This is a genomic window from Pseudomonas sp. Irchel s3a18 (assembly GCF_900187535.1).
In the GTDB taxonomy this organism is placed as follows: domain Bacteria; phylum Pseudomonadota; class Gammaproteobacteria; order Pseudomonadales; family Pseudomonadaceae; genus Aquipseudomonas.
The window spans coordinates 13085-34981 of record NZ_FYDV01000024.1; the positions used below are offsets into that span (position 1 = coordinate 13085).

The 21897-nt window shown below is 58.2% G+C and carries 17 protein-coding genes and 1 tRNA gene; 4 read left to right on the top strand and 14 right to left on the bottom strand.

Going from position 1 to position 21897, the window contains the following annotated elements:
* Nucleotides 1-171 precede the first annotated feature (171 nt).
* Nucleotides 172-921, bottom strand: a complete 750-nt coding sequence (locus tag CKW29_RS23510; protein ID WP_095147272.1) for a lipopolysaccharide biosynthesis protein — start codon at nt 919-921, stop codon at nt 172-174.
* Between the two features lie 669 nt (nt 922-1590).
* Between CKW29_RS23510 and CKW29_RS26175 the strand changes: the two genes are divergently transcribed.
* Nucleotides 1591-1716: a glycosyltransferase family 1 protein gene (locus tag CKW29_RS26175; protein WP_141234475.1), complete on the top strand. Its 126-nt coding sequence runs from the start codon at nt 1591-1593 to the stop codon at nt 1714-1716.
* 608 nt (nt 1717-2324) lie between these two features.
* On the opposite strand, the gene CKW29_RS23515 is transcribed toward CKW29_RS26175, so the two are convergent.
* The 5 genes from CKW29_RS23515 to rpsU form a co-directional block, all read right to left on the bottom strand.
* Nucleotides 2325-2401: transfer RNA gene (locus CKW29_RS23515), tRNA-Ile, on the bottom strand.
* A 15-nt stretch (nt 2402-2416) separates the two neighbouring features.
* A complete protein-coding gene (locus CKW29_RS23520; protein WP_095147261.1) occupies nt 2417-6160 on the bottom strand; it encodes a bifunctional diguanylate cyclase/phosphodiesterase in 3744 nt (1247 codons plus the stop codon).
* A gap of 123 nt (nt 6161-6283) precedes the next feature.
* Complete coding sequence (gene rpoD, locus CKW29_RS23525) at nt 6284-8131, bottom strand: RNA polymerase sigma factor RpoD (protein ID WP_095147260.1); 1848 nt, start codon at nt 8129-8131, stop codon at nt 6284-6286.
* Nucleotides 8132-8198: 67 nt separating this feature from the next.
* Nucleotides 8199-10166 carry a DNA primase gene (dnaG, locus tag CKW29_RS23530; protein ID WP_095147259.1) on the bottom strand — a complete coding sequence of 656 codons (1968 nt, stop codon included), beginning with the start codon at nt 10164-10166 and terminating at the stop codon, nt 8199-8201.
* A 485-nt stretch (nt 10167-10651) separates the two neighbouring features.
* Entirely contained in the window at nt 10652-10867 is a 216-nt protein-coding gene (gene rpsU / locus CKW29_RS23535; protein WP_002551877.1) for a 30S ribosomal protein S21, read from the bottom strand.
* 199 nt (nt 10868-11066) lie between these two features.
* On the opposite strand from rpsU, the gene tsaD reads away from it, so the two are divergent.
* Nucleotides 11067-12092, top strand: coding sequence for a tRNA (adenosine(37)-N6)-threonylcarbamoyltransferase complex transferase subunit TsaD (tsaD, locus tag CKW29_RS23540; RefSeq protein WP_095147258.1), 1026 nt, complete (start codon nt 11067-11069; stop codon nt 12090-12092).
* 37 nt (nt 12093-12129) lie between these two features.
* Here tsaD and plsY read toward each other — a convergent pair whose 3' ends face one another.
* Nucleotides 12130-12699: a glycerol-3-phosphate 1-O-acyltransferase PlsY gene (plsY, locus tag CKW29_RS23545; RefSeq protein WP_095149204.1), complete on the bottom strand. Its 570-nt coding sequence runs from the start codon at nt 12697-12699 to the stop codon at nt 12130-12132.
* A 74-nt stretch (nt 12700-12773) separates the two neighbouring features.
* Between plsY and folB the strand changes: the two genes are divergently transcribed.
* Nucleotides 12774-13127, top strand: coding sequence for a dihydroneopterin aldolase (gene folB / locus CKW29_RS23550; RefSeq protein WP_095147256.1), 354 nt, complete (start codon nt 12774-12776; stop codon nt 13125-13127).
* Nucleotides 13118-13636, top strand: a complete 519-nt coding sequence (folK, locus tag CKW29_RS23555; protein ID WP_095149205.1) for a 2-amino-4-hydroxy-6-hydroxymethyldihydropteridine diphosphokinase — start codon at nt 13118-13120, stop codon at nt 13634-13636. The genes folB and folK overlap by 10 nt, the downstream gene beginning before the upstream one ends.
* A 76-nt stretch (nt 13637-13712) precedes the next feature.
* On the opposite strand, the gene CKW29_RS23560 is transcribed toward folK, so the two are convergent.
* From CKW29_RS23560 to apaG, 7 genes are all read right to left on the bottom strand, one after another.
* Nucleotides 13713-14942 (bottom strand): multifunctional CCA addition/repair protein, encoded by a 1230-nt coding sequence (locus tag CKW29_RS23560; protein ID WP_095149206.1) that lies wholly within the window; start codon nt 14940-14942, stop codon nt 13713-13715.
* 63 nt (nt 14943-15005) lie between these two features.
* Nucleotides 15006-16568: a SpoVR family protein gene (locus CKW29_RS23565; protein ID WP_095147253.1), complete on the bottom strand. Its 1563-nt coding sequence runs from the start codon at nt 16566-16568 to the stop codon at nt 15006-15008.
* Nucleotides 16565-17836: a YeaH/YhbH family protein gene (locus tag CKW29_RS23570; RefSeq protein WP_095147252.1), complete on the bottom strand. Its 1272-nt coding sequence runs from the start codon at nt 17834-17836 to the stop codon at nt 16565-16567. Before CKW29_RS23570 ends, CKW29_RS23565 begins: the two co-directional genes overlap by 4 nt.
* Before the next feature lie 118 nt (nt 17837-17954).
* Nucleotides 17955-19877, bottom strand: a complete 1923-nt coding sequence (locus CKW29_RS23575; RefSeq protein ID WP_095082915.1) for a PrkA family serine protein kinase — start codon at nt 19875-19877, stop codon at nt 17955-17957.
* A gap of 284 nt (nt 19878-20161) precedes the next feature.
* Nucleotides 20162-20491 (bottom strand): thiosulfate sulfurtransferase GlpE, encoded by a 330-nt coding sequence (glpE, locus tag CKW29_RS23580; RefSeq protein WP_095147251.1) that lies wholly within the window; start codon nt 20489-20491, stop codon nt 20162-20164.
* 32 nt (nt 20492-20523) lie between these two features.
* A complete protein-coding gene (locus CKW29_RS23585) occupies nt 20524-21405 on the bottom strand; it encodes a symmetrical bis(5'-nucleosyl)-tetraphosphatase (protein WP_095147250.1) in 882 nt (293 codons plus the stop codon).
* A 1-nt stretch (nt 21406) separates the two neighbouring features.
* A complete protein-coding gene (gene apaG / locus CKW29_RS23590) occupies nt 21407-21787 on the bottom strand; it encodes a Co2+/Mg2+ efflux protein ApaG (protein ID WP_095147249.1) in 381 nt (126 codons plus the stop codon).
* Nucleotides 21788-21897: the final 110 nt, after the last annotated feature.

Below are 21897 nucleotides of genomic sequence, written 5' to 3' on the forward strand. Positions count from 1 at the left end.
ATCTAGCAAATCGCCATGAATGCAACCAACCTAAATGTTACCGAACGGTAATGCGGTCGCAAATCGAGGGAAAAGATTGAGGCGCGGGCAGGGTGCGGAAACGATAAAGCCGCGCAATGTGCGGCTTCTGGATGGGGTTTGCCCAAGGGGCTGGCTTGCTCGGGTCTAACCTCAGATGCTCTCTGTGGCTAATATGTCGCTCAACTCCGACAAACTGATTTTAGGGAATACGCTGGCTGGGATTTTAGAAGAGGCAGACAGGTTGTAGACTTTGAAGCTTTCATTGACGACATGTTCCGACATCAGGCGCAGTGAAGGCAGTATTCGGCGCTGTAAAGCAGCGTCCAGGTTGCAGGGCGAGACAGCCTGTTCATTTTTTTCATAGAAGCGGCCGGCGCTGGGGTTTAAATCAATCCCGACCAAAAACACTTTGCTAAAACCTAAGTGATAAGCAAGTTGCATTGCAATGTATGCAACGGTTCGTGCGTCAAAGTAACCCGTGTTCAAGTCTTTGCTGAATCCAATTGAGCGTTGGCTTCCGAATTGGAATCTACTGTTTCGAATGTGAGATTGTTCCGGGTTTAAAAGAGAGCGAAGCAACGAGGAGGTCGGTGCTTTTGAAAGTCTGAATACGTTCTTTCGAAGTATGTTGGCGCGAGATAATGAGCCCGCCAATACAATATTTTCGCTATGCTCCAATGCCTGCGCGTATAGCAAAGGTTGCTCTACTGGAAAACTGACGTCAGAACAGATATAGAAAGAGGGCTGCAGTCCTTTTTCTACAAACAGTGAGACTGCACCATTCATTGTGATGGTGGGGTATTCCGAAAAACGTTCAATCGGAAAGTCACGTGCCGAACTTCCGGAGGCTACAATAAAAACGGGTCCTTTTCTTGAGCCCTTCGCTAGGTCAAACGTCATTGGCTTTTTCACCTTGTCCGCAGATTTTTGTATCTCTCAACTCAGGTGTGATTTTCAATCGCAGGCACTTGTCATTCGTGATGACGCTTCAGAAACATTTTATCATACTCCATTTGAAAGCGGCGTGCGCTACCGTGGTTCGGCCAAGCACACCCTGCCGCCGGGAAAATCTTCCTGCCGTCTAACCTGTGGTTGGCACGTCGAGGGTGACTGACGAATGCGGGCGAGGCGGGTCTGGTGCCAGCGAGGAATTCGTTGAAGTCAAGCGGCTAGCCTCCATGAAACTTGGATTTATTACAGTTTTACGTGGTGCTGGAGCTTGCTGTGTTTCTGTTATGAAATGTTGTAACCAGTAAGAATATAAACCCTGTTCGTTGGTTTTGTGAGGCGGGTTAGAAATGTGGTATCTATAGCGTCGCCCGAATGAAAGGCTCATTGTGAAAATTGGGTTTTAAGTGTTTCGCTGTGATTATATTAATTTCTGGCTGTTTTTAGTGGTGGTGTGTAGGTGCTGATGAGGGGATGTTGGAGTCGCCAGTAATGAGGTGGGTTGATTGCAGGTGGAACGGCAAGATTAGAGAGTCTGTCTGTTGTCGGTGAGTTGAGTTTTAAGTTATGTTTTAGTCAGGTTGAACTGTCAGGTTTGAATTTTTCAGCATGGCACATTGAATGGGGCTGCAAGAAGGCGCAACTCCGATCATTCAAGTGATGACTGTTTTGCTTTTTCCGGATGTGGCATCGCTTTTTGAAGGGTTTTTGGTGCATGAGAAAGCTTGTGGCGTGTTTGAAGGCTAGTAAGTTGTATCGATTTCTAGTTGATGAGGATGAGTATCAGCCAACTCGTGAGGAATTGCGTGAGCTTCGTTACGGAAAAGCGGATAAAGGAAGTAACGATATGTTGTCACGTGATCTTGAGAAAAACAAAGGCATGGAAGAGTGATTGTTAAGCCAGAGATGGGGCTCACGGGTAACTAAATCGAGAATGTCCATGGTGTGGTTGGTCGCATGGCAACGTCCATCAGTGTGCAGGGCGCATCACCTGTATTTTGGCCTGCGGATGATGGCAATCACGAGCAGTCGCCCTTGATTTTTGTGCGCTCCGACTGTTTCGCCAGCGGCTCGATCTTATTGGCATGGGAACGTCAACGCGCTGATGTTCAGAAAGCCGGGAGCTGAAGTGGGCACGGGCAGCGGGTTGCATGACGACCGTCGGCCGTACCCATGCAGCTACGGCCTGGCGCCAGTTCATGCTGAGCAAAGACTTAACGTCGTGTCCGGGATGGGTTGGCTGCTACAGGATGCTTCGCATAACGAGTGCGCCCCTGGCTGGAGGGGCCATGCATTTCAACGCAGAAAATTTGAGCCGGAAACACGAAAGCCGCGCAATGCGCGGCTTTCGGATTTGGTGGGCCCACACGGACTTGAACCGTGGACCAAAGGATTATGAGTCCTCTGCTCTAACCAACTGAGCTATAGGCCCTCAGTAGGTCGCGGATTATAGCGACGGTTTCTCGGCTGTGCTATCCGAAAAATCTGAAACTGCGATACGAAGAAAGGTTGCGGCGAATTCGTCGGCTGGCAGCGGCAGGCTGACGATATAGCCCTGGATCTGCTCGCAACCTTCGGCCGTCAGGAATTGCTGCTGTGCCTGGGTTTCGACGCCTTCGGCAATGATGGTCAGTTGCATGCTGCGGCCAAGGGCGATGATTGCCCGGACAATGGCGACGTCATGGGGGTCGTCCGGCAGGCCTCGGACAAAGGATTGGTCGATTTTCAGGAAGTCCAGAGGCAGGCGTTTGAGGTAGCTCAGAGAGGAATAGCCCGTGCCGAAGTCATCGATCGCCAGTTGCACACCCAGGTGCTTGAGCTGGTGCAGGACTTCCAGAGCCTCTTCGGCCTGGCTCATGATGAAGCTTTCAGTAATTTCCAACTGCAGCAAACCGGGTTTCAGGTGGTTGTCCTTGAGCAGTTGTTCGATGCGGCCCAGCAGGTTGGGCTGGCGCAATTGTGCCCCGGCGAGATTGACCGACAGCGAGCCGAGGCTTTCATAGCACGCGTTCCATTCCTGCAGTTGCCGGCAGGCCTGCTCGAGTACCCAGTCACCGATCTGCATGATCATGCCGTTTTCTTCGGCCAGCGGGATGAAGTGCTCGGGGGGCACGTCACCGAAGTTGGGGTGATGCCAGCGAATCAGTGCCTCGGCCCCCACCAGGCGTGTTTGGTTGAGGCTGATTTTGGGTTGATAGTACAGGGTCAGTTCATTGCGTTCGATGGCGCGACGCAGTTCATGTTCCAGCGCGACTCGCTCGCTGGCCTGCGCGGTGAGATCGCGGGTATAGCTTTCGACCCGGTTACGGCCTTTGGCCTTGGAGCGGTACATCGCGGCATCGGCGTTCTTGACCAGGGTGGCCACGTCGCTGCCGTCCCTGGGGTAGAGGCTGGTGCCGATGCTGGCACTGATGAAGAATTCGTGCTCACCCGCCTGGAACGGTGCGGCGAAGCAGTTCAACAGCTTGTTGGCGATATGGTCGGCGTCACTGGCTTGCTGCAGTCCGGGCAGCAGGATGATGAATTCGTCACCGCCCAGGCGCGCCACGGTATCGATGTCCCGCAGTTGCTCCTTGAGGCGCACGGCGATGCCTTTGAGCAGCAGGTCGCCGACGGGGTGGCCAAGGCTGTCGTTGATGTGTTTGAAACGGTCCAGGTCCAGGAATAGCACGGCACCCTGGCCGCCCCGTTCTTGCTGGCCGTTGAGGGCCGTGAGCAGCCGGCTCTCGAACAGCGTACGGTTCGGCAGGCCGGTGAGCGGGTCGTGGTGGGCCTGGTAGTCGAGTTTCGCCTGGGCGTGCTTGAGGCTCGATATGTCGGCAAATACCGCCACAAAGTGGGTGATGAAGCGGTCCTTGTTGCGCACGGCGCTGATGGTCAGCCAGCTGGGATACAGCTCGCCATTCTTGCGCCGGTTGGAAATCTCGCCTTGCCAATGCCCTTCGGCGGTCAGTTGGTGCCACATGGCCGCGTAGAAGGCGCTGTCGTGCAGGCCAGAGGCGAGTAGTCGGGGCGTATGGCCGAGGGCCTCGGTCTCGCTGTAGCCGGTGATCTCGGTAAAGGCACGGTTGACGGCGCTGATGTGCTGTTGGGTGTCAGTGATCAGAACACCTTCAGCCGTGCTCTCGAATACCGTGGCGGCCTGTTGCAGCTTTTCCTGCATCAGGTGTCGCTCGGTGATGTCGCGAGCGATGGTCAGCATGCATTCCTCGTTTCCGATCGGCAGCGGCCGGCTCGACATCTCACAGAGGCGGATCTGCCCATCGTTGCGCCGGATATGGCAGCTGAAGTCGCGGACAAAACCATCGCGCTTGAGCTGGTCGAGCATTTTCCTGCGTTCGTTCAGGTTGACCCAGATCCCGAGATCGAGGGTCGAGCGATCCAGTGACATTGCGCTGTTGAAGCCGGTAATGCGGCTGAATCCTTCGTTGACCTCAATCAGCAGTCCGTCGCTGACCCGCGACAGCAGCAGGCCGTCAGGGGAGGCATGGAAGGCTTTGGCGAACTTCTCTTCAGAGGTCTGCAGTTGCTGTTGGGTTTCCTTGAGCTGGCTGATGTCGCGTACCACCACGACCAGCGCCGGCGTGGTATCGAGTTCAAAGGGCTCGGCGGAGATCAGGCCGGTGAACACTTGGCCATTGCTGCGGCGAAAAGGCATTTCCAGGTTGCGAATGCTGCCCGCCTGCAAGCGTTTCAACAGCCCGGGTCCCACGCCGGCGATGCCCCATATGTTCAATTCGGTGGCGGTTCGGCCGATGACTTCGTCGGCGCTGAGACCGATCTGCTCCTCGAACGCTTCGTTGACCTCCAGCAGGCAACCATCTACCAGGCGCGCGATCACCAGGATGTCCGGGCATTGCTGGAATACCGAGGCGAATTTCTGCTCGGAGAGGCGCAAGGCTTCCTCGGTGCGTTTGGCTTCGCTGATGTCGATCATCAGCCCGCGCATCACCGGCTCATGGCCGTGCTCGATCAGGCTGACGATGTCTCGCACCCAGAGGCAGCGGCCGTCTGCGGTGATCACTCGGTAGTCCAGGCTGTGATCGCGCCCGGCGAGGAGTTCGTGGTCGCAAAAATTTTGGGCACGGGTGAGGTCGGCAGGGTGGATGATGTTGCGCCAGAAGCCCGGTATCAGCCAGTGGGAGAGGGGGTAGCCGAGCAGGTCTTCGGCATGTGGCGAGACGTAGCTGTAAGTGAAATCGCTGATACGTGCTTCCCAGGCAATGGCAGAAAGACTCTCCACCAGCCCGCGGTAATGATATTCGCTGGAGCGCAGTTCCTGCTCCAGATCGACCCGGCGTGCGATTTCCGAACTCAAGCGCCGATTGATGCGAATCACCGCGGCCAGGACGATGACCAGCAGCAGTATGCCGGGCAGGCCGTATTTCAATAGATCGACCCAGAAGGTCCGGTGATCGAGGACGTTGCCTACCCAGTGTTCCTGGATGGAGCTGATTTCGCCTGGGGTCATGTCGGCCAGCACTTTATCCAGTATGCCGACCAATACGGTGTTGTTGCGAGGTACTGCCATCGCCAGTTGGTAGCGATAGGGCGTTTCACCGCTGACGTAGAGGCCTTCAAGCTTGAGTTGGCGAAGGCTCCAGACACTTGAGGCCAGATCGCCCACGACGGCATCTACCCTATCGGTGGCCAGGGCCTGCAAGGTTGAACTGACGTTGGGCATGGGCACCAGATTGAGGTCGGGGTGGTGCGTACGCAGCAGTTCATGGGGGGCGTAGTTCTCCACCACGGCGACCTTCAGTCCGTACAGGTCATCAAGGTTGCGCGGTTGCGCACTGCCCACATGGGCCAGGATGACGATGGGAAAGTCCAGATAGGGCCGCGTGAACGAGAGGTAGGTCTGGCGCTCGGGGGTCGACATGATGCCGGGCAGGAGGTCCAGCTTGCCACGTTTGACCTGGTCCAGTACTTCGGTCCAGCTGACGGGTTCGACGGGGGTGACCTTGATTGCCAGGCGATTGCGTATGACGTTGATGTAATCGGCCGCCAGCCCCTGGTAATGGCCTTGTTCATCGCGGTACTCAAAGGGTGGCCAAGAGGCATCCACTCCCAGGCGTAATTCCGGGTGAGCCGCCAGCCAGCGACGTTCTTCGTCTGTAAGAGTCAGCGCGCCAGCCGTTGCGGTCCAGGTCATCAGCGACAGTAAAAGTACGGCCGGGATTCTGGGCATAACGGTCTCGTTATGGCTCGGGGGGGATGTTTCGAGTGTAGACGGGCTGGCGGGGGGAGGTGGGGTGCGGGGAGGATAAATCTGTAGAAAGCAAAACCCCCGGCAGGGCCGGGGGTCTTGGGGTTACTCGTCGAGGAAGGAGCGCAGATGCTCGCTTCTCGTCGGGTGGCGCAGCTTGCGCAGCGCCTTGGCTTCGATCTGGCGGATCCGTTCACGGGTAACGTCGAACTGCTTACCGACTTCCTCAAGGGTGTGGTCGGTATTCATGTCGATACCAAAGCGCATGCGCAGGACCTTGGCTTCACGGGCTGTGAGGCCGGACAGCACTTCGCGAGTCGCTTCTTTAAGGCTCTCAACGGTTGCAACATCGATTGGCGACTGCATGGTCGAGTCTTCGATGAAGTCACCCAGATGGGAGTCTTCGTCATCACCGATCGGGGTTTCCATGGAGATCGGCTCTTTAGCGATCTTCAATACCTTGCGGATCTTGTCCTCAGGCATTTCCATGCGTTCGCCCAGCTCTTCCGGGGTCGGTTCGCGACCCATTTCCTGCAGCATCTGCCGGGAAATACGGTTGAGCTTGTTGATCGTCTCGATCATGTGCACCGGAATACGGATGGTGCGGGCCTGGTCGGCGATCGAGCGAGTGATCGCCTGACGGATCCACCAGGTGGCATAAGTCGAGAATTTGTAGCCGCGACGGTATTCGAACTTGTCTACCGCTTTCATCAAGCCGATGTTGCCTTCCTGGATCAGGTCGAGGAATTGCAGGCCACGGTTGGTGTACTTCTTGGCGATGGAGATCACCAGACGCAAGTTCGCTTCGACCATCTCTTTTTTCGCGCGGCGGGCCTTGGCCTCACCGATCGACATGCGACGGTTGATGTCCTTGATCTCGGCAATCTTCAAGCCGGTTTCGGCTTCAAGTGCGGTCAGCTTCTGCTGGCAACGAACTATGTCGGCCTGCAGGCGGCCAATGGCTTCAGCGTATTTGCTTTTGCCTTTGGCCAGGGCTTCGGTCCAGCTTTCGTCAACTTCGTTGCCCGGGAACTGGCGCAGGAAGTCGGCACGCGGCATGCGTGCATCACGAACGCAGAGCTGCATGATCGCGCGCTCTTGCTGACGCAGGCGATCCAGGGCGCTGCGAACACGCTCAACCAGGCCTTCGAATTGCTTCGGAACCAGTTTGATCGGCATGAACAGCTCGGCCAGCGCCAACATCTCGGCAATGGCTTGCTTGTTTTCACGACCGTGCTTTTTCAGCGCCTTGCGGGTGATTTCCATCTGGTCGGCCACAGCGCCAAAACGCTGGGCTGCGATGACCGGATCTGGACCGCTTTCGGCTTCTTCTTCGTCGTCACTGGCTTCAGCATCGTCGTCTTCGGCGTCGTCGTCCGCTTTCGCGGCCTTGGCGTCGACAGGCGGCGGCACTTCTGCAGCAGGCGGCGCAATGCCGTCGTCCGGGTCGATATAACCGCTCAGGACGTCGGACAGGCGACCACCTTCGGTGGTGACGCGAGTGTATTCGGAGAGAATGTGGTCAACCGTGCCAGGGAAGTGCGCAATTGCGCCCATCACTTCACGGATGCCCTCTTCAATACGTTTGGCGATTTCGATTTCGCCTTCACGTGTGAGGAGCTCTACCGTACCCATTTCACGCATGTACATGCGCACAGGGTCGGTGGTGCGACCGATGTCGGTCTCGACCGCTGCCAACGCAGCCGCTGCTTCTTCCGCAGCGGCCTCGTCGGTATCGGCGTCGGCCAGCATAAGGGCGTCCGCATCCGGAGCACTCTCGTGTACGGGAATCCCCATGTCATTAATCATGCGGATGATGTCTTCCACCTGTTCCGGATCTGAAATATCCTCCGGCAGGTGGTCGTTGACCTCTGCGTAAGTCAGATACTTCTGCTCACGACCCAGTTTGATCAACTCGATGATACGAGATTGCTGTTGCGCTTTTCCGGACATAACACCCTATCCACTGAAGGTCTTGGCGGGCAAAAAACAAGCCGAGGATTATACCTGAGCTATGACCTCACGCGCCAGTTGAGGTCGGGTTTGATGCGCAAACATTGCGACTTAAAAGGTCGCGCAGTTGATTTTTCTCGTCGCTGCTCAATTCGCTTTGACGTGCTTTCCTGAGTAGCTGTTCCAGATTTCGCTCGCGTTGGCGGGCTGACAAGCTAGTTATGGTGTCGAAAAACTGTTGTTCAAGGTTATCTCCCTCAATCAGCCATTCCTTTTCTGCCAGTGCCTTGAGCAAGCGACCCTGTTCGGTTCCATGCCAGCGTGCAATCAACTGAAATGAGTTTAGCTTGGGATTCTTCTGTACGGCTTCCAGTAGTGCCACCAGCAGCTGTGTGTTGGAGTGATCCTCGGCAGCGAAGTGCCCGGCGTCCTCGACTTTTTCAGCTAGCTGCGGGTAATGCAACAGCGTTCGCAAGGCTGCCAGTGTAGGTGGCTCTACGGCTGCCGGCACTCGTGGTGCCCGTGGTTGGTCGCGATCGCCGCCGCGCTTGCCGTTCTTGTCCCAGGGTTTCTTGTCCCATTTCTTGCCGCCGGCGCCGGTTTTCTTGGGCGTCCACTCTTGCTGCGGCGCATACATGTCATGCGCTTGCGGCTGGTGGTAGTCGCTGTAGTCCGGCATGGCGTCGTAATTGATGCCCGGGTCATAGGCCGGTGGCGCATCCTGCGGGGCGCTGTGTACCAGTTGGCTCACGGTTTCGCTGGTGAGGCCGGTAATTTCGGTCAGGCGTTGGCGCATCAGGGTGCGCAGGTTGGCGCCAGGTACTTTGTCGATCAGCGGTGCGGCGAGGGTGGCCATGTGGGCCTTGCCTTCGAGCGAGCGCGGGTCGGCTTCCTCGGTCAGTTGCTGGAAGAAGTAATCGGCCAGGGGCTGAGCGTGCTGATTGATGCGTGCGCGGAAGGCATCGGTGCCTTCGGAGCGGACCAGGGTGTCCGGGTCCTCGCCTTCGGGCAGAAACAGAAAGCGCGCGCGCCGGCCGTCCTGCAGGCTCGACAGCGTTGCTTCGAGTGCGCGCCATGCGGCGTTGCGGCCGGCCTGGTCGCCATCGAAGCAGAACAGCACGCTGGGCACGACGCGGAACAATCGCTTGAGGTGTTCTTCGCTGGTTGCGGTGCCCAGTGTGGCAACGGCATTGCGCAGGCCTTGCTGGGCCAGGGCGATAACGTCCATGTAGCCCTCGACGACGATGATTTCGTCGAGGTTGCGGTTGGTCTTGCGGGCTTCATACAGGCCATAGAGTTCCTGGCCTTTATGAAATACCGGAGTTTCCGGTGAATTCAGGTATTTCGGTTTGTCATCGCCCAGTACCCGGCCGCCAAAGGCGATGATGCGCCCGCGGCTGTCGCGGATCGGGAACATGACGCGATCGCGGAAGCGGTCGTAGCGCTTGCCGGTTTCGGCGTTTTCGATCAGCAGGCCGGCATCGATCATGGCCTTTTGTTGCAGCGTATCGCTGCTCAGGTGCTTGAACAGATTGTCCCAGCCCGGTGGGGCGAAGCCGAGGCCGAAATCGCGAGCGATTTCACCGGTCAGGCCGCGCCCCTTCAGGTAGTCGACAGCCGCTTTGCGCGCCGGGTGGCTTTTCAGGGCCTGGCGGTAAAAGTCGGCGGCGGCGGTCAGTAGCGGGTAGAGCGGCGAGTCGGTGGGTTGTCGCGGCTTGTGCGGACGACCGCTTTCCTCGCGAGGTATTTCCATGCCAGCGGCTTTGGCCAGTTCTTCGACGGCCTGGGGGAAATCCAGGTTGTCGTGGTCCATGATGAAGCCGAGGGCATTGCCGCCAGCGCCGCAGCCAAAGCAGTAATAGAACTGTTTGTCCGGGCTGACGCTGAAGGAGGGGGTTTTTTCCTTGTGGAACGGGCAGCAGGCGGTGTAGTTCTTGCCGGCTTTTTTCATTTGCAGGCGAGAGCTGACCACGTCGACGATGTCGGTGCGGTTCAGAAGGTCGTCAATAAAGCTCTGGGGAATTAGCCCGGCCATGGCGTTCTCGTCATCACTGCGTCTGAATGATTGGCCCACGCGAAGGGCGAACGGTGCCGGGTCATGGTTTTGAGGCGCGGCGGATGTGCGGCTCGACCAGGTATCGTCTGCGTATTCGCTGTCGGGGAGTGTATCTGCCGAAAATCCACTGAGGTTAGTACCAATCAGTATTCGACTGTTCGAAAGTGTTGCGCTGTATCCGGCGGTGCCCGGTGACAGGCCTCGGATAGCTAAAAATCAGGCACGCAAGAGGGTACCTTGGGCTGATCGTCGATAGAATCAGTAGGGTGTGCTCGTCAGTAGCCTTGGAAGGCTCGTCAGAAGAGACGTGCACTGCTGGCAAAAGAGCCAGGTCTGACGTGTGAAGCAGATTTGTCTCGGTCGCGTCTGCGGCTTCGACGGTGAAGCATCAAGCGATATCCGCAAATGCCATAAGCCCGGCTGAGGGCCGGGCTTGGCAGAAGCTTGCTACGGTCGTCTGCGTATTAGTACAGACGAACGGCGCGGCGCTGCTCGCGCTGAACTTTCTTGGCGTGACGCTTAACAGCAGCTGCTGCTTTGCGCTTACGCTCAGAAGTTGGCTTCTCGTAAAATTCGCGGCTACGAACTTCAGCCAGTACACCGGCTTTTTCGCAGGAGCGCTTGAAACGACGCAGAGCTACGTCGAAGGGTTCGTTCTCTTTAACTTTGACGGCTGGCATCCAGAGCTACCTTCATTCATTACCGGGGTCAACATCCTCGCGGCAAAAGAGCACTTGAAGACGTCGGTTTTTAAGGGTTGCGGATGTTAACCCCTCAACGCTCGGAATGCAAAGCCTCTGATCGAAAAGCGCTGGTCGGGGCATCCCGCGGCGACTATTATGCGCGCCTTCGAATTCAGCCTAAACAAGGCGCAAACCCATGCTAGTACTGGGATTAGAAACCTCCTGCGATGAAACCGGCGTCGCACTTTACGACAGTGAAAAAGGCCTGCTGGCCGATGCGCTGTTCAGTCAGATCGATCTGCATCGCGCCTATGGTGGCGTGGTGCCGGAGCTGGCATCACGGGATCACGTCAAGCGCATGCTGCCCTTGATTCGTCAGGTGTTGGCCGAAGCGGACTGCGTGCCGACCGAGATCGATGCCATTGCCTACACCGCGGGTCCCGGCCTGGTCGGCGCCTTGCTGGTGGGGGCTTCCTGCGCCCAGGCGCTGGCGTTTGCCTGGGGTATCCCGGCCTTGGGCGTGCACCACATGGAAGGGCATTTGCTGGCGCCGATGCTGGAGCCGCAACCGCCCGAGTTCCCGTTCGTCGCTTTGTTGGTGTCGGGTGGGCATACGCAGTTGGTTCGGGTCGATGGTATCGGTCAATACGAGTTGCTGGGGGAGACCCTGGATGATGCCGCCGGCGAAGCCTTCGACAAGACGGCGAAGATGATGGGGCTCAATTATCCGGGTGGTCCGGAAATCGCGCGCCTGGCCACGCAAGGCGTTGTCGGGCGTTTCGTCTTCCCGCGCCCGATGTGTGATCGGCCGGGTCTGGATTTCAGCTTTAGTGGCTTGAAAACCTTTGCCTTGAATACCTGGCAGCAGTGCGTCAGCGCCGGGGACGACAGTGAGCAAGCCCGCTGCGACATCTCGCTGGCCTTCCAGCAGGCGGTGGTGGAGACTTTGACCATCAAGTGCAAGCGCGCCCTGAAACAGGCGGGTCTCAAGCGCCTGGTGATTGCTGGAGGCGTGAGTGCCAACAAGGCCTTGCGTGCTTCCCTGGAAAAAATGCTGGGCGACATGAAGGGCGACGTTTACTACGCACGTCCGGAGTTCTGTACCGATAACGGCGCGATGATCGCATTTGCCGGTTGCCAGCGACTGCAGGCTGGCCAGCACGAAAGCCTGGCGATCAGTGTTCAGGCCCGCTGGCCAATGGAGCAGCTGTCACCGTTGTAACAAGCTGTTGAGTGTGAGCGATATTCGCCAGCGGTTGTTAGAAATGCCGTTCGCGCCCGGCAAACAGGTCGCGTAGATTGCCGCGATGGCGCCAGACAATCAGCGCCGTCAATGCGCTCATGGGCAGTAACGCTGCCGGTTCTTGCCAGGCCAGTAGTGGCAGGGTCAGGGGCGTGGCGATGAGGGCGGCCAGCGAGCTGGTGCGGGTGAGGTAGAAGGTCAGGAGCCAGGCGCTAATGGCCAGGAGTGCCGCTGGCGGGTATAGCCCCAGCAGCATGCCGGCGGCCGTTGCAACACCTTTGCCGCCGCGAAAGCAGAAGTACAGCGGAAACAGGTGGCCGATGACGGCGCACACGCCAATCCAGCCCTGTTGTTGAATCGAAAGGCCTGCCAGCCCGGCAATCAGTACGGGCAGCAAGCCTTTGCAAAGATCGCCCAGCAAGGTGAGGGCGGCGAGTTTTTTGCCCGCCAGGCGTAACATGTTGGTGGCGCCGGCATTACCCGATCCACTCATTCGCGGATCGGGATTACCGGTCAGGCGGCTGAGCAAAATGGCGAAGGACAGAGAGCCAAGCAGGTAGGCGAGGATCGCCAGTAACCAAAACATGCTAACTATTCCGGGCGAGGACGCCCTGATTCTAACGGCGCATTGCGCCCTTGTCGTGCTGCGGAGAAAAGTGCTTGGACAGAGTGTTTATCGAGGGCCTGGAAGTCGACACGGTGATTGGTGCCTACGACTGGGAGCGCGGCATCCGTCAGTGCCTGCGTCTTGACCTGAGCTTTGCCTGGGACAACCGTCCGGCGGCGGCGGGTGATGACCTGACCCTGGCGCTCGACTATGCCAGTGTCACATCGCGTATCCAGGCGTTCGCCGAGCAGTCCAGCTACCAACTGGTGGAGACTTTTGCCGAGCGTTTGGCGGAAGTCTTGATGAGTGAATTCAAGATCACTTGGATGCGTTTGAAATTGACCAAGCCAGGCGCCGTCCCGGCTGCAACAGGCGTGGGCGTGGAGATCGAGCGCGGATGTCGCTAACTCAGGTATTTCTCGGGCTCGGCAGCAATGTCGAGCGCGAAGCTCATCTGCAGGCTGGGTTGGAAGCGCTGTCGGGCTTCCTGGTGGATATCCGCTGCTCGGCGGTGTTCGAAAGCCAGCCGGTCGGGATCAAGAGCGGACCGTTCTTCAATTTCGTGGTGTCTGCGTTTACCGATCTACCCTTGATGGAGCTGGATCGGCGATTGAAGTTCATCGAGGCCGACAATGGTCGGTACGCCCCGGATCGCAAGGGTTTGCCGCTGGATATCGACGTGCTGCTGTACGGCGATCTGGTGGGTAATTTCGATGGGTTGGTCCTGCCACGAGCGGAAATCCTGAAAAATGCCTTTGTGTTATGGCCGCTGTCACTGATTGCGCCGGACAGGGTGCATCCGGGTGTTGGCAAAAGCTTCGCGACCTTGTGGGGCGAAGCGCAGATTGACCAGGTGTTGGCGCCGGTGGCGTTTGCGTGGCGCGGTGAGCAGTTGACGCCTTCGATCCTGCTGTGACGTTCATGGCGCCTTCGCGGGCAATCGGAGCACCGCTCCCATAGGTGCGGTGTCATTCTGGTGGGAAAGGGTTGGCTCAGGTCGACGCGGTTTCCTTGTAAGCCTTCAGTGCCTTGAGCCGCTCGCGCTTGATGGCCTCGCCCAGTTCCGGGCCCTTGAATCCCTGCTCCAGCAAGGGTTGAACCGCCACGCCGCGTGCGGCCGTGGCTGCGCCTCGCAAGTAATCGGCTTGTGGATAACTTCTCTGCTCAAGACCTTTTCGGCCTCGTGCATCCATTTCGCAGGCAGCGATGAATTCCTCGAATCGCTGCGGCCGTCGATACACGTCAAAGCTTTGCAGCAACTCCAGCAACGTCGAGGCTTTCAGCTCCAAGGCGCGATGGCAGTGGGTGTGGTATTCCCCCACCAGCAGCGCCAGTTCCTGGCAGTCGCGCGGTGCCTTGAAGCGTTCGTTGACGGCCTTGATCAGTTTCAGTCCCTTGTGTTCATGGGCGATGTGCCTGGGCCATTCGCTCTCGGGTGTCAGGCCTTTGCCAAGGTCGTGCAGCAAACAAGCCCAGCGCACGGTCAGTGGCTGTTTATGTGCGCCAGCCTGTTCCAGAACGCTCAGTGTATGGAGGCCGCTGTCGATTTCCGGGTGGTGGGCTTCAGGCTGCGGCACGCCGAACAGCGCATCAACCTCGGGCATCAGCACCTTCAGTGCGTCGCAGTCCCTGAGTACCTGGATGAAAACCTGAGGCTGGTTTTCCATCAGGGCGCGGGATATTTCTTTCCAGCTGCGTTCGGCAGTCAGTGCCTCAAGTTCGCCTGACTCACTGAGTTGGCGCATCAGTTCGAGGGTTTCGGGCGCGACCGTGAAACCGAGCCCGGCGTAACGGGCGGCGAAACGGGCAACGCGCAGGACTCGCAAGGGATCTTCGGCGAATGCGGGGGAAACATGGCGAAGTATGCGTGCCTCAAGATCGCGCTGGCCATGATAGGGGTCGGTCAGTTGGCCCTGATCGTCTTCGGCTATGGCATTGATCGTCAGGTCACGGCGAATCAGGTCTTCTTCCAGGGTGACTTCGGGGCTGGCGTGAAAGGTGAAGCCGCCGTAACCGCGCCCGCTTTTACGTTCGGTGCGGGCAAGGGCATATTCTTCGCCACTTTCAGGGTGCAGGAAGACCGGGAAATCGGCTCCGACCGGGCGAAAGCCCTTGGCGAGCATCTCTTCGGTGCAGGCACCGACCACAACCCAGTCAATGTCGGTGACAGGCTTGCCGAGCAGGCGATCCCTGACCGCGCCGCCGACTTTATAAATCTGCATAAAAAACCTCCGTTAGCTCGACAGGATAACCCTTGTGTCGAACTTTCGGAGGTTCTGGAAGGTTCAAAGGTGAATGACGGCCAGGTCGAGCCGACCGTAGTCGCCCTCGCTGTGCTCGGCCCTGGGGGGCACGTGGTGGGTCTTCATCACTTGGTCACCCTGCAGGGTCTCCAGGTGGATATCGAAGCCCCAGAGGCGGTGCAGGTGCTTTAGAACCTCGTCTGTGGAGTCTCCCAGTGGTTTGCGGTCGTGTTGTTGATGGCGCAGGGTCAGCGAACGATCGCCACGGCGGTCGATGCTGTAGATCTGTATGTTGGGTTCGCGGTTGCCCAGGTTGTATTGGGCTGCCAGGGTTTCACGAATGGTGCGGTAGCCTTCCTCGTCATGGATGGCGGGAACCAGAAGGTCGTCCTTTTGATCGTCATCGAGAATGCTGAACAGTTTGAGGTCGCGGATCACCTTCGGTGACAGGTACTGCAGGATGAAACTCTCATCCTTGAAGCTGCTCATGGCGAACTTGATGGCTGACAGCCAGTCGGTCCCGGCGATTTCCGGGAACCAGCGGTAGTCTTCTTCCGTCGGCTCCTCGCACATGCGGCGGATGTCGCGGTACATGGAGAAGCCCAGGGTGTAGGGGTTGATCCCGCTGTAATACGGGCTGTCGAATCCGGGCTGGAAGACCACGCTGGTGTGCGAGGCCAGGAACTCCATCATGAAGCCGTCGGTTACCAGGCCTTCGTCGTACAGGTCGTTCATCAGGGTGTAGTGCCAGAACGTTGCCCAGCCCTCGTTCATGACCTGGGTCTGGCGCTGTGGATAAAAGTACTGCGCGATCTTGCGCACGATCCGCACGATTTCCCGCTGCCACGGTTCCAGTAGCGGGGCGTGTTTTTCGATGAAGTAGAGGATGTTCTCCTGCGGTTCGGCCGGAAAGCGTGCGTTGTCTTTCTCGCTGTACTTGCCGGCGCCTTTGGGGATGGTGCGCCACAGGTCGTTGATCTGCTTTTGCAGGTGTTCTTCACGGTCCTTTTGCCGGCGTCGCTCTTCTTCGGCGGAGATCGGGTAAGGGCGTTTGTAGCGGTCGACGCCGTAGTTCATCAGGGCGTGGCAGGAGTCCAGCAGGTCCTCCACAGCGTCGATGCCGTGGCGCTCCTCGCATTGCATGATGTACTGCTTGGCGAAGACCAGGTAATCGATGATCGAACTGGCATCGGTCCAGGTGCGGAACAGGTAGTTGCCTTTGAAAAAGCTGTTATGGCCATAGCAGGCATGGGCCACCACCAGTGCTTGCATGCAGATGGTGTTTTCTTCCATCAGGTAGGCAATGCACGGGTCGGAGTTGATCACGATTTCGTAGGCCAGTCCCATCTGGCCACGGCTGTAGGACTTTTCCGTGCTAAGGAAGTGTTTGCCATAGGACCAGTGGTGATAACCCAGTGGCATGCCCACGGACGCATAGGCATCCATCATCTGTTCGGCGGTAATCACTTCGATCTGGTTGGGGTAGGTGTCCAGCGCATAGCGGGCCGCTAGACGGCTGATTTCGCGGTCGTAGGCCTGGATCAGCTCGAACGTCCATTCCGAGCCTGTGGAAATGGGTTGGCGTTTCTGCTCTTTGGCGGTCATGTCACTAACCTGCGCTGGAAGAGTTCACGGAAGACCGGGTAGATATCTCCGGCCGAAACCAGCTGCTGCTGGGCAAAGGTGTCGGAATAGGCTTCGGCGATACGCTCGTACTCGTACCACAGGGCCTGGTGTTCGCGCGGAGTAATCTCTACATAAGTGTAATACTGCACGAAAGGCATGATCTGGTTGATCAGGATGTCACGGCAGATTGGCGAGTCATCGTTCCAGTTGTCGCCATCGGAGGCCTGGGCGGCATAAATGTTCCAGTCGTTGCTCGGATAGCGCTCGGCCATGATCTCCTGCATCAGTTTCAGGGCACTGGAGACAATGGTGCCGCCGGTTTCCCGAGAGTAGAAGAACTCTTCTTCGTCGACTTCCCGAGCGCTGGTGTGGTGGCGGATGAAGACGACGTCGATCTTTTCGTAGTTCCGTTTCAGGAACAGGTACAACAGGATGAAGAACCGTTTGGCGATGTCCTTGGTCGCCTGGGTCATGGAGCCGGAGACGTCCATCAGGCAGAACATGACCGCCTTGGAGCTGGGGTTGGGTTGCTTGATCAGCAGGTTGTACTTGAGGTCGAAGGTGTCGAGAAACGGCACACGATTAATGCGCGCGCTCAGGCGTTCGATTTCAGCCTCGATTTTCTGGATATCGCCGAAGTTGTCCGGTTCTTCCTGTTTGAGGCGTGCCAGTTCGTCCTTGGCTTCGCGCAGTTTTGCCCGGCTGCTGCCCGAGAGGGCAATACGCCGGGCATGGGCCGAGCGCAGGGTGCGGATGATGTTGATCCGTGACGGGTTGCCTTCGTTGCTGATACCGGCGCGCACGGTCTTGAAGGTATCGGTGCCGCTGAGGTTGCGTTTGACCAGGTTGGGCAGCTCCAGGTCCTCGAACATGAATTCGAGGAACTCTTCCTGGGTGATCTGGAACACGAACTCGTCCATGCCTTCGCCGGAATTGCCGGCCTTGCCCGGACCACGGCCACCCCCACCTCCCGGTGGGCGGGCAATGTGCTCGCCGGTCGTGAACTCCTTGTTTCCGGGGTGCACGATGGTCTGTTTACCGCCACGACCATGGTGAAGCACCGGCTCGTCGATATCGCGTCCGGGAATGCTGATTTGTTCGCCGTGCTCCATGTCCGTAATGGAGCGCCGGCTCACGGCCTCCTCGACGGCCTTTTTGATGTGGTCACGGTAACGCCGCAGAAACCGCTGGCGGTTTACCGTGCTCTTGTTCTTGCCATTGAGGCGTCGGTCGATCACATAACTCATAGGGGCCCTCCGGGCAGCTTCAAGTTGTGAGCGACAAGCTGCAAGTAGAAGCAGTTACCCGGCTCTCGGGTTTACGCGCTTTTCTCATGCAGCTTGTGGCTTGTAGCTTGCAGCTGTCTCATTGCGATTTCCGGACCCGCAGGTACCACTCGGACAGAAGCCGTACCTGTTTGTCGGTGTAGCCGCGCTCGACCATCCGTGTAACGAAGTCGTTGTGTTTTTGCTGATCCTCTTTGCTGGCCTTGGCGTTGAAGCTGATGACCGGCAGCAGATCCTCGGTGTTCGAGAACATTTTCTTCTCGATGACCACCCGCAGCTTCTCGTAGCTGAGCCACGTCGGGTTCTTGCCGTTGTTGTTGGCCCGGGCGCGCAGGACGAAGTTGACGATTTCGTTGCGGAAGTCCTTCGGATTGCTGATGCCCGCCGGTTTTTCGATTTTCTCCAGCTCTTCGTTGAGGGCGACGCGGTTGAGAATTTCGCCGGTTTCCGGGTCGCGGTACTCCTGGTCCTGAATCCAGAAGTCGGCGTACAGCACATAGCGGTCGAAGATGTTCTGTCCGTACTCGCTGTAGGACTCCAGGTACGCGGTCTGGATCTCCTTGCCGATGAACTCGATGTAACGCGGCGCCAGGTATTCCTTCAGGAAGCGCAGGTAGCGTTCGCGTGTTTCCGCCTGGAATTGTTCCTGTTCGATCTGTTGTTCGAGCACGTAGAGCAGGTGCACCGGGTTGGCGGCGATTTCGTGCGGGTCGAAGTTGAAGACCTTGGACAGGATCTTGAAGGCGAAACGGGTCGAAAGACCGTTCATGCCTTCGTCGACGCCGGCCGTGTCGCGGTACTCCTGGATCGACTTGGCCTTCGGATCGGTGTCCTTGAGGTTCTCGCCGTCATACACACGCATTTTCGAGTAGATGTTCGAGTTCTCGGGCTCCTTGAGGCGCGAGAGTACGGTGAACTGGGCGAGCATCTTCAGGGTATCAGGTGCACAGTGAGCCTTGGCCAAGGAGCTGTTGAACAGCAGCTTGTCGTAGATCTTCACTTCGTCGGTGACCCGCAGGCAGTACGGTACCTTGACGATATAGATCCGGTCGATGAAGGCTTCGTTGTTCTTGTTGTTGCGGAAGGTGTGCCACTCCGATTCGTTGGAGTGCGCCAGCAGGATCCCGGTGAACGGAATCGCGCCCAGGCCTTCGGTGCTGTTGTAGTTGCCTTCCTGGGTGGCGGTCAGCAGAGGGTGCAGCACCTTGATCGGCGCCTTGAACATTTCAACGAATTCCATCAGGCCCTGGTTGGACCGGCACAGTGCGCCCGAGTAGCTGTAGGCATCGGCGTCGTTTTGCGGGAACTCTTCGAGTTTGCGGATATCGACCTTGCCCACCAGCGCCGAGATGTCCTGGTTGTTTTCGTCACCCGGTTCGGTCTTGGCGACGGCGATCTGGTTGAGGATCGAGGGGTAGAGCTTGACCACTCGGAATTGACTGATATCGCCGCCAAACTCGGCAAGCCGCTTGGTCGCCCAAGGCGACATGATGGTGTTCAGGTAGCGCCGTGGAATGCCGAAGTCCTCTTCCAGGATCGCGCCGTCTTCGGTGGCGTTGAACAGCCCTAGTGGCGACTCGAATACGGGAGAGCCCTTGATGGCATAGAAGGGGACTTTCTCGATCAGCTGTTTCAGCTTTTCGGCCAGGGACGACTTGCCGCCACCGACGGGGCCGAGCAGGTAGAGGATCTGTTTCTTCTCTTCCAGGCCTTGGGCGGCGTGGCGGAAGTAGGAGACGATCTGGTCGATGCATTCCTCCATTCCGTGGAAGTCTTCAAAGGCCGGATAGCGGCGGATCACCTTGTTGGAAAAGATGCGCGACAGCCTCGAGTTGGTCGAGGTGTCCAGCAATTCCGGCTCACCGATGGCCAACAGCAGACGCTCGGCGGAGGACGCGTAGGCGCTACGGTCCTGCTTGCACAGCTCCAGGTACTCCTGCAGCGTGAGCTCTTCCTGGCGTGTGGACTCGAAGCGTTGTTGGAAGTGGCTAAAAATACTCATGACGACACCTCGCTCGATACGTGGAGCCGGCGCCGGATCAGTCGATGCTGGTAAGCAACTGAAAGTGCAGCTGCTTTTTACCCCCCCAGAACACCTTCAAAGCTATCAACCCTGAAAGGTTACTCCCGATGACCCGCACGCCGGTGTACCGGCTCTCCCCTGTTTTGGATGGCCTGAGCCTAAGGATAGTTCGGAATCGGGGAGGTAAAGGGGCAATGCGTAATTTGTTGTAAATGACCGTCCGTCAGCCCACGGCAGGCGTGGGCTGCAGCACTGAAAAAAAATTATTCGGACGTGCCTTGCGCCGTTTCCGAAGGATAAGTAGTGCGCCACAGTTCGAAGCCGCCGTCCATGCTGTAGACGTCGGAGAAGCCCTGGCTGATCAGGTAGGCGGCGGCACCCTGGCTGGAATTGCCGTGGTAGCAGACCACTACGGTTGGCGCGTCCAGATCGGCGGCGGCGATGAAGGCGTGCAGGGAATGGTTGTCCAGGTGCTTTGAGCCGCTGATGTGCAGTGCGGCAAAAGTCGCAGGGTCGCGGACGTCGACCACTACGGCACCTTGCTCTCGCAAGGCCTGCGCCTGTTCGGGGGGGATGCGTTTGAATTCGCTCATGGTGGGCTCCTGTGGCCTGGCTGGGAGCCAGCCTAGCGCTTGGCGCTGGCCGACAACGGTTCGGGGGTGGGTGAGGCGACAGGCGGTGCGAGGTGGCCGTGTTCGTCGCATTTGCAACTCAGGCGCTCGCCGGTGTCGATGTTCATCAGTGTCATGGCGCCACCCCAGACACATCCGGTGTCGAGGGCGAAGATACCGGGTTCGTTGCACTGGCCTTCCAGTGCCGCCCAGTGACCGAAAATGATCTTCTGGCCGCGGGTCTTGCGCTCTTTGTGCTTGAACCAGGGGGCGTAGCCGGGTAGGGCGGTGTCGATGCCTTCCTTGCTTTTGAGGTCAAGCTTGCCTTCGCGGGTACAGAAGCGCATGCGGGTGAAATAGTTGGTGATCACCCGCAAACGGGTCACGCCTTTGAGGTCGTTGTCCCATTTCGCCGGTTCGCTGCCGTACATGCCGTCCAGGTATGGGGCGAACAGATTGTCGTCACGCAGTGCGGACTCGACTTCGGCAGCGTACTTGATGGCTTTGCGCAGGGACCATTGCGGCGGTATGCCGGCATGCACCAGCACCATGTCGCGTTGTTCGTCGTAGTGCAGGAGTTTTTGCTGGCGCAGCCACTCAAGCAGATCCTTGCTGTCCGGGGCATCAAGGATTTCGCGCAGGGTATCGGCTTTCTTCAGGCGCTCGATGTTTTTCCCAGCCGCCAGCAGGTGCAGGTCGTGGTTGCCCAGTACGCACACCAGCGATTGGCGGATGCTATAGAGGAAGCGCAGGGTTTCCAGCGATTGCGGGCCTCGGTTCACCAGATCGCCGACCAGCCACAAGTGGTCCTTTGCCGGGTCGAAGGCGACACGCTTGAGCAGGCATTGCAGCGGCTCGAGGCAGCCCTGGAGATCGCCGACGGCGTAGGTTGCCATATCAGTGCAGGGCTCCGGGTACGGCCAGGCGGAATGGCGCGATGATGGCGTCGAAGTGGGTGCCGTCGTCGGCGAGCATCTGATAACTGCCTTGCATGTTGCCAACACGGGTGGTCATCACGGTGCCGCTGCTGTAGGTGTGACTCTTGCCGGGTTCGATCAGCGGCTGCTGGCCAACCACGCCGGCACCGCGAACCTCTTCGACATGCCCGTCGCCATCGGTGATCACCCAGTGCCGTGACAGCAACCTGGCCGGTAACAGGCCATTGTTCTGTACGGTAATGGTGTAGGCAAAGGCGAAGCGGTTGTGCTCGGGTTGTGACTGTTCTGCCAGAAAGCGAGTGACGACGCTGACGTCGACCTGATAACGAGGATCGGACATGCAAAAAGGCCTTAAAAGCAAAGCGGGACGCGGGGCGTGACTGATGTGGATCAGTCTAGGCCAAGTATCGGGTAGTAAACCAGACCGGGCGCCTGGTTCCTACCCGATAA

What these genes read in the sequence shown, in the direction of transcription:
- glpE (WP_095147251.1), bottom strand. Translation starts at nt 20,491, where the DNA reads ATGAGCGAATTCAAACGCATCCCCCCCGAACAGGCGCAGGCCTTGCGA.
- tsaD (WP_095147258.1), top strand. Translation starts at nt 11,067, where the DNA reads ATGCTAGTACTGGGATTAGAAACCTCCTGCGATGAAACCGGCGTCGCA.
- CKW29_RS23520 (WP_095147261.1), bottom strand. Translation starts at nt 6,160, where the DNA reads ATGCCCAGAATCCCGGCCGTACTTTTACTGTCGCTGATGACCTGGACC.
- apaG (WP_095147249.1), bottom strand. Translation starts at nt 21,787, where the DNA reads ATGTCCGATCCTCGTTATCAGGTCGACGTCAGCGTCGTCACTCGCTTT.
- plsY (WP_095149204.1), bottom strand. Translation starts at nt 12,699, where the DNA reads ATGTTTTGGTTACTGGCGATCCTCGCCTACCTGCTTGGCTCTCTGTCC.
- CKW29_RS23560 (WP_095149206.1), bottom strand. Translation starts at nt 14,942, where the DNA reads ATGCAGATTTATAAAGTCGGCGGCGCGGTCAGGGATCGCCTGCTCGGC.
- CKW29_RS23585 (WP_095147250.1), bottom strand. Translation starts at nt 21,405, where the DNA reads ATGGCAACCTACGCCGTCGGCGATCTCCAGGGCTGCCTCGAGCCGCTG.
- CKW29_RS23570 (WP_095147252.1), bottom strand. Translation starts at nt 17,836, where the DNA reads ATGAGTTATGTGATCGACCGACGCCTCAATGGCAAGAACAAGAGCACG.
- CKW29_RS23510 (WP_095147272.1), bottom strand. Translation starts at nt 921, where the DNA reads ATGACGTTTGACCTAGCGAAGGGCTCAAGAAAAGGACCCGTTTTTATT.
- rpoD (WP_095147260.1), bottom strand. Translation starts at nt 8,131, where the DNA reads ATGTCCGGAAAAGCGCAACAGCAATCTCGTATCATCGAGTTGATCAAA.
- folK (WP_095149205.1), top strand. Translation starts at nt 13,118, where the DNA reads ATGTCGCTAACTCAGGTATTTCTCGGGCTCGGCAGCAATGTCGAGCGC.
- dnaG (WP_095147259.1), bottom strand. Translation starts at nt 10,166, where the DNA reads ATGGCCGGGCTAATTCCCCAGAGCTTTATTGACGACCTTCTGAACCGC.
- rpsU (WP_002551877.1), bottom strand. Translation starts at nt 10,867, where the DNA reads ATGCCAGCCGTCAAAGTTAAAGAGAACGAACCCTTCGACGTAGCTCTG.
- CKW29_RS23565 (WP_095147253.1), bottom strand. Translation starts at nt 16,568, where the DNA reads ATGACCGCCAAAGAGCAGAAACGCCAACCCATTTCCACAGGCTCGGAA.
- CKW29_RS23575 (WP_095082915.1), bottom strand. Translation starts at nt 19,877, where the DNA reads ATGAGTATTTTTAGCCACTTCCAACAACGCTTCGAGTCCACACGCCAG.
- CKW29_RS26175 (WP_141234475.1), top strand. Translation starts at nt 1,591, where the DNA reads ATGGGGCTGCAAGAAGGCGCAACTCCGATCATTCAAGTGATGACTGTT.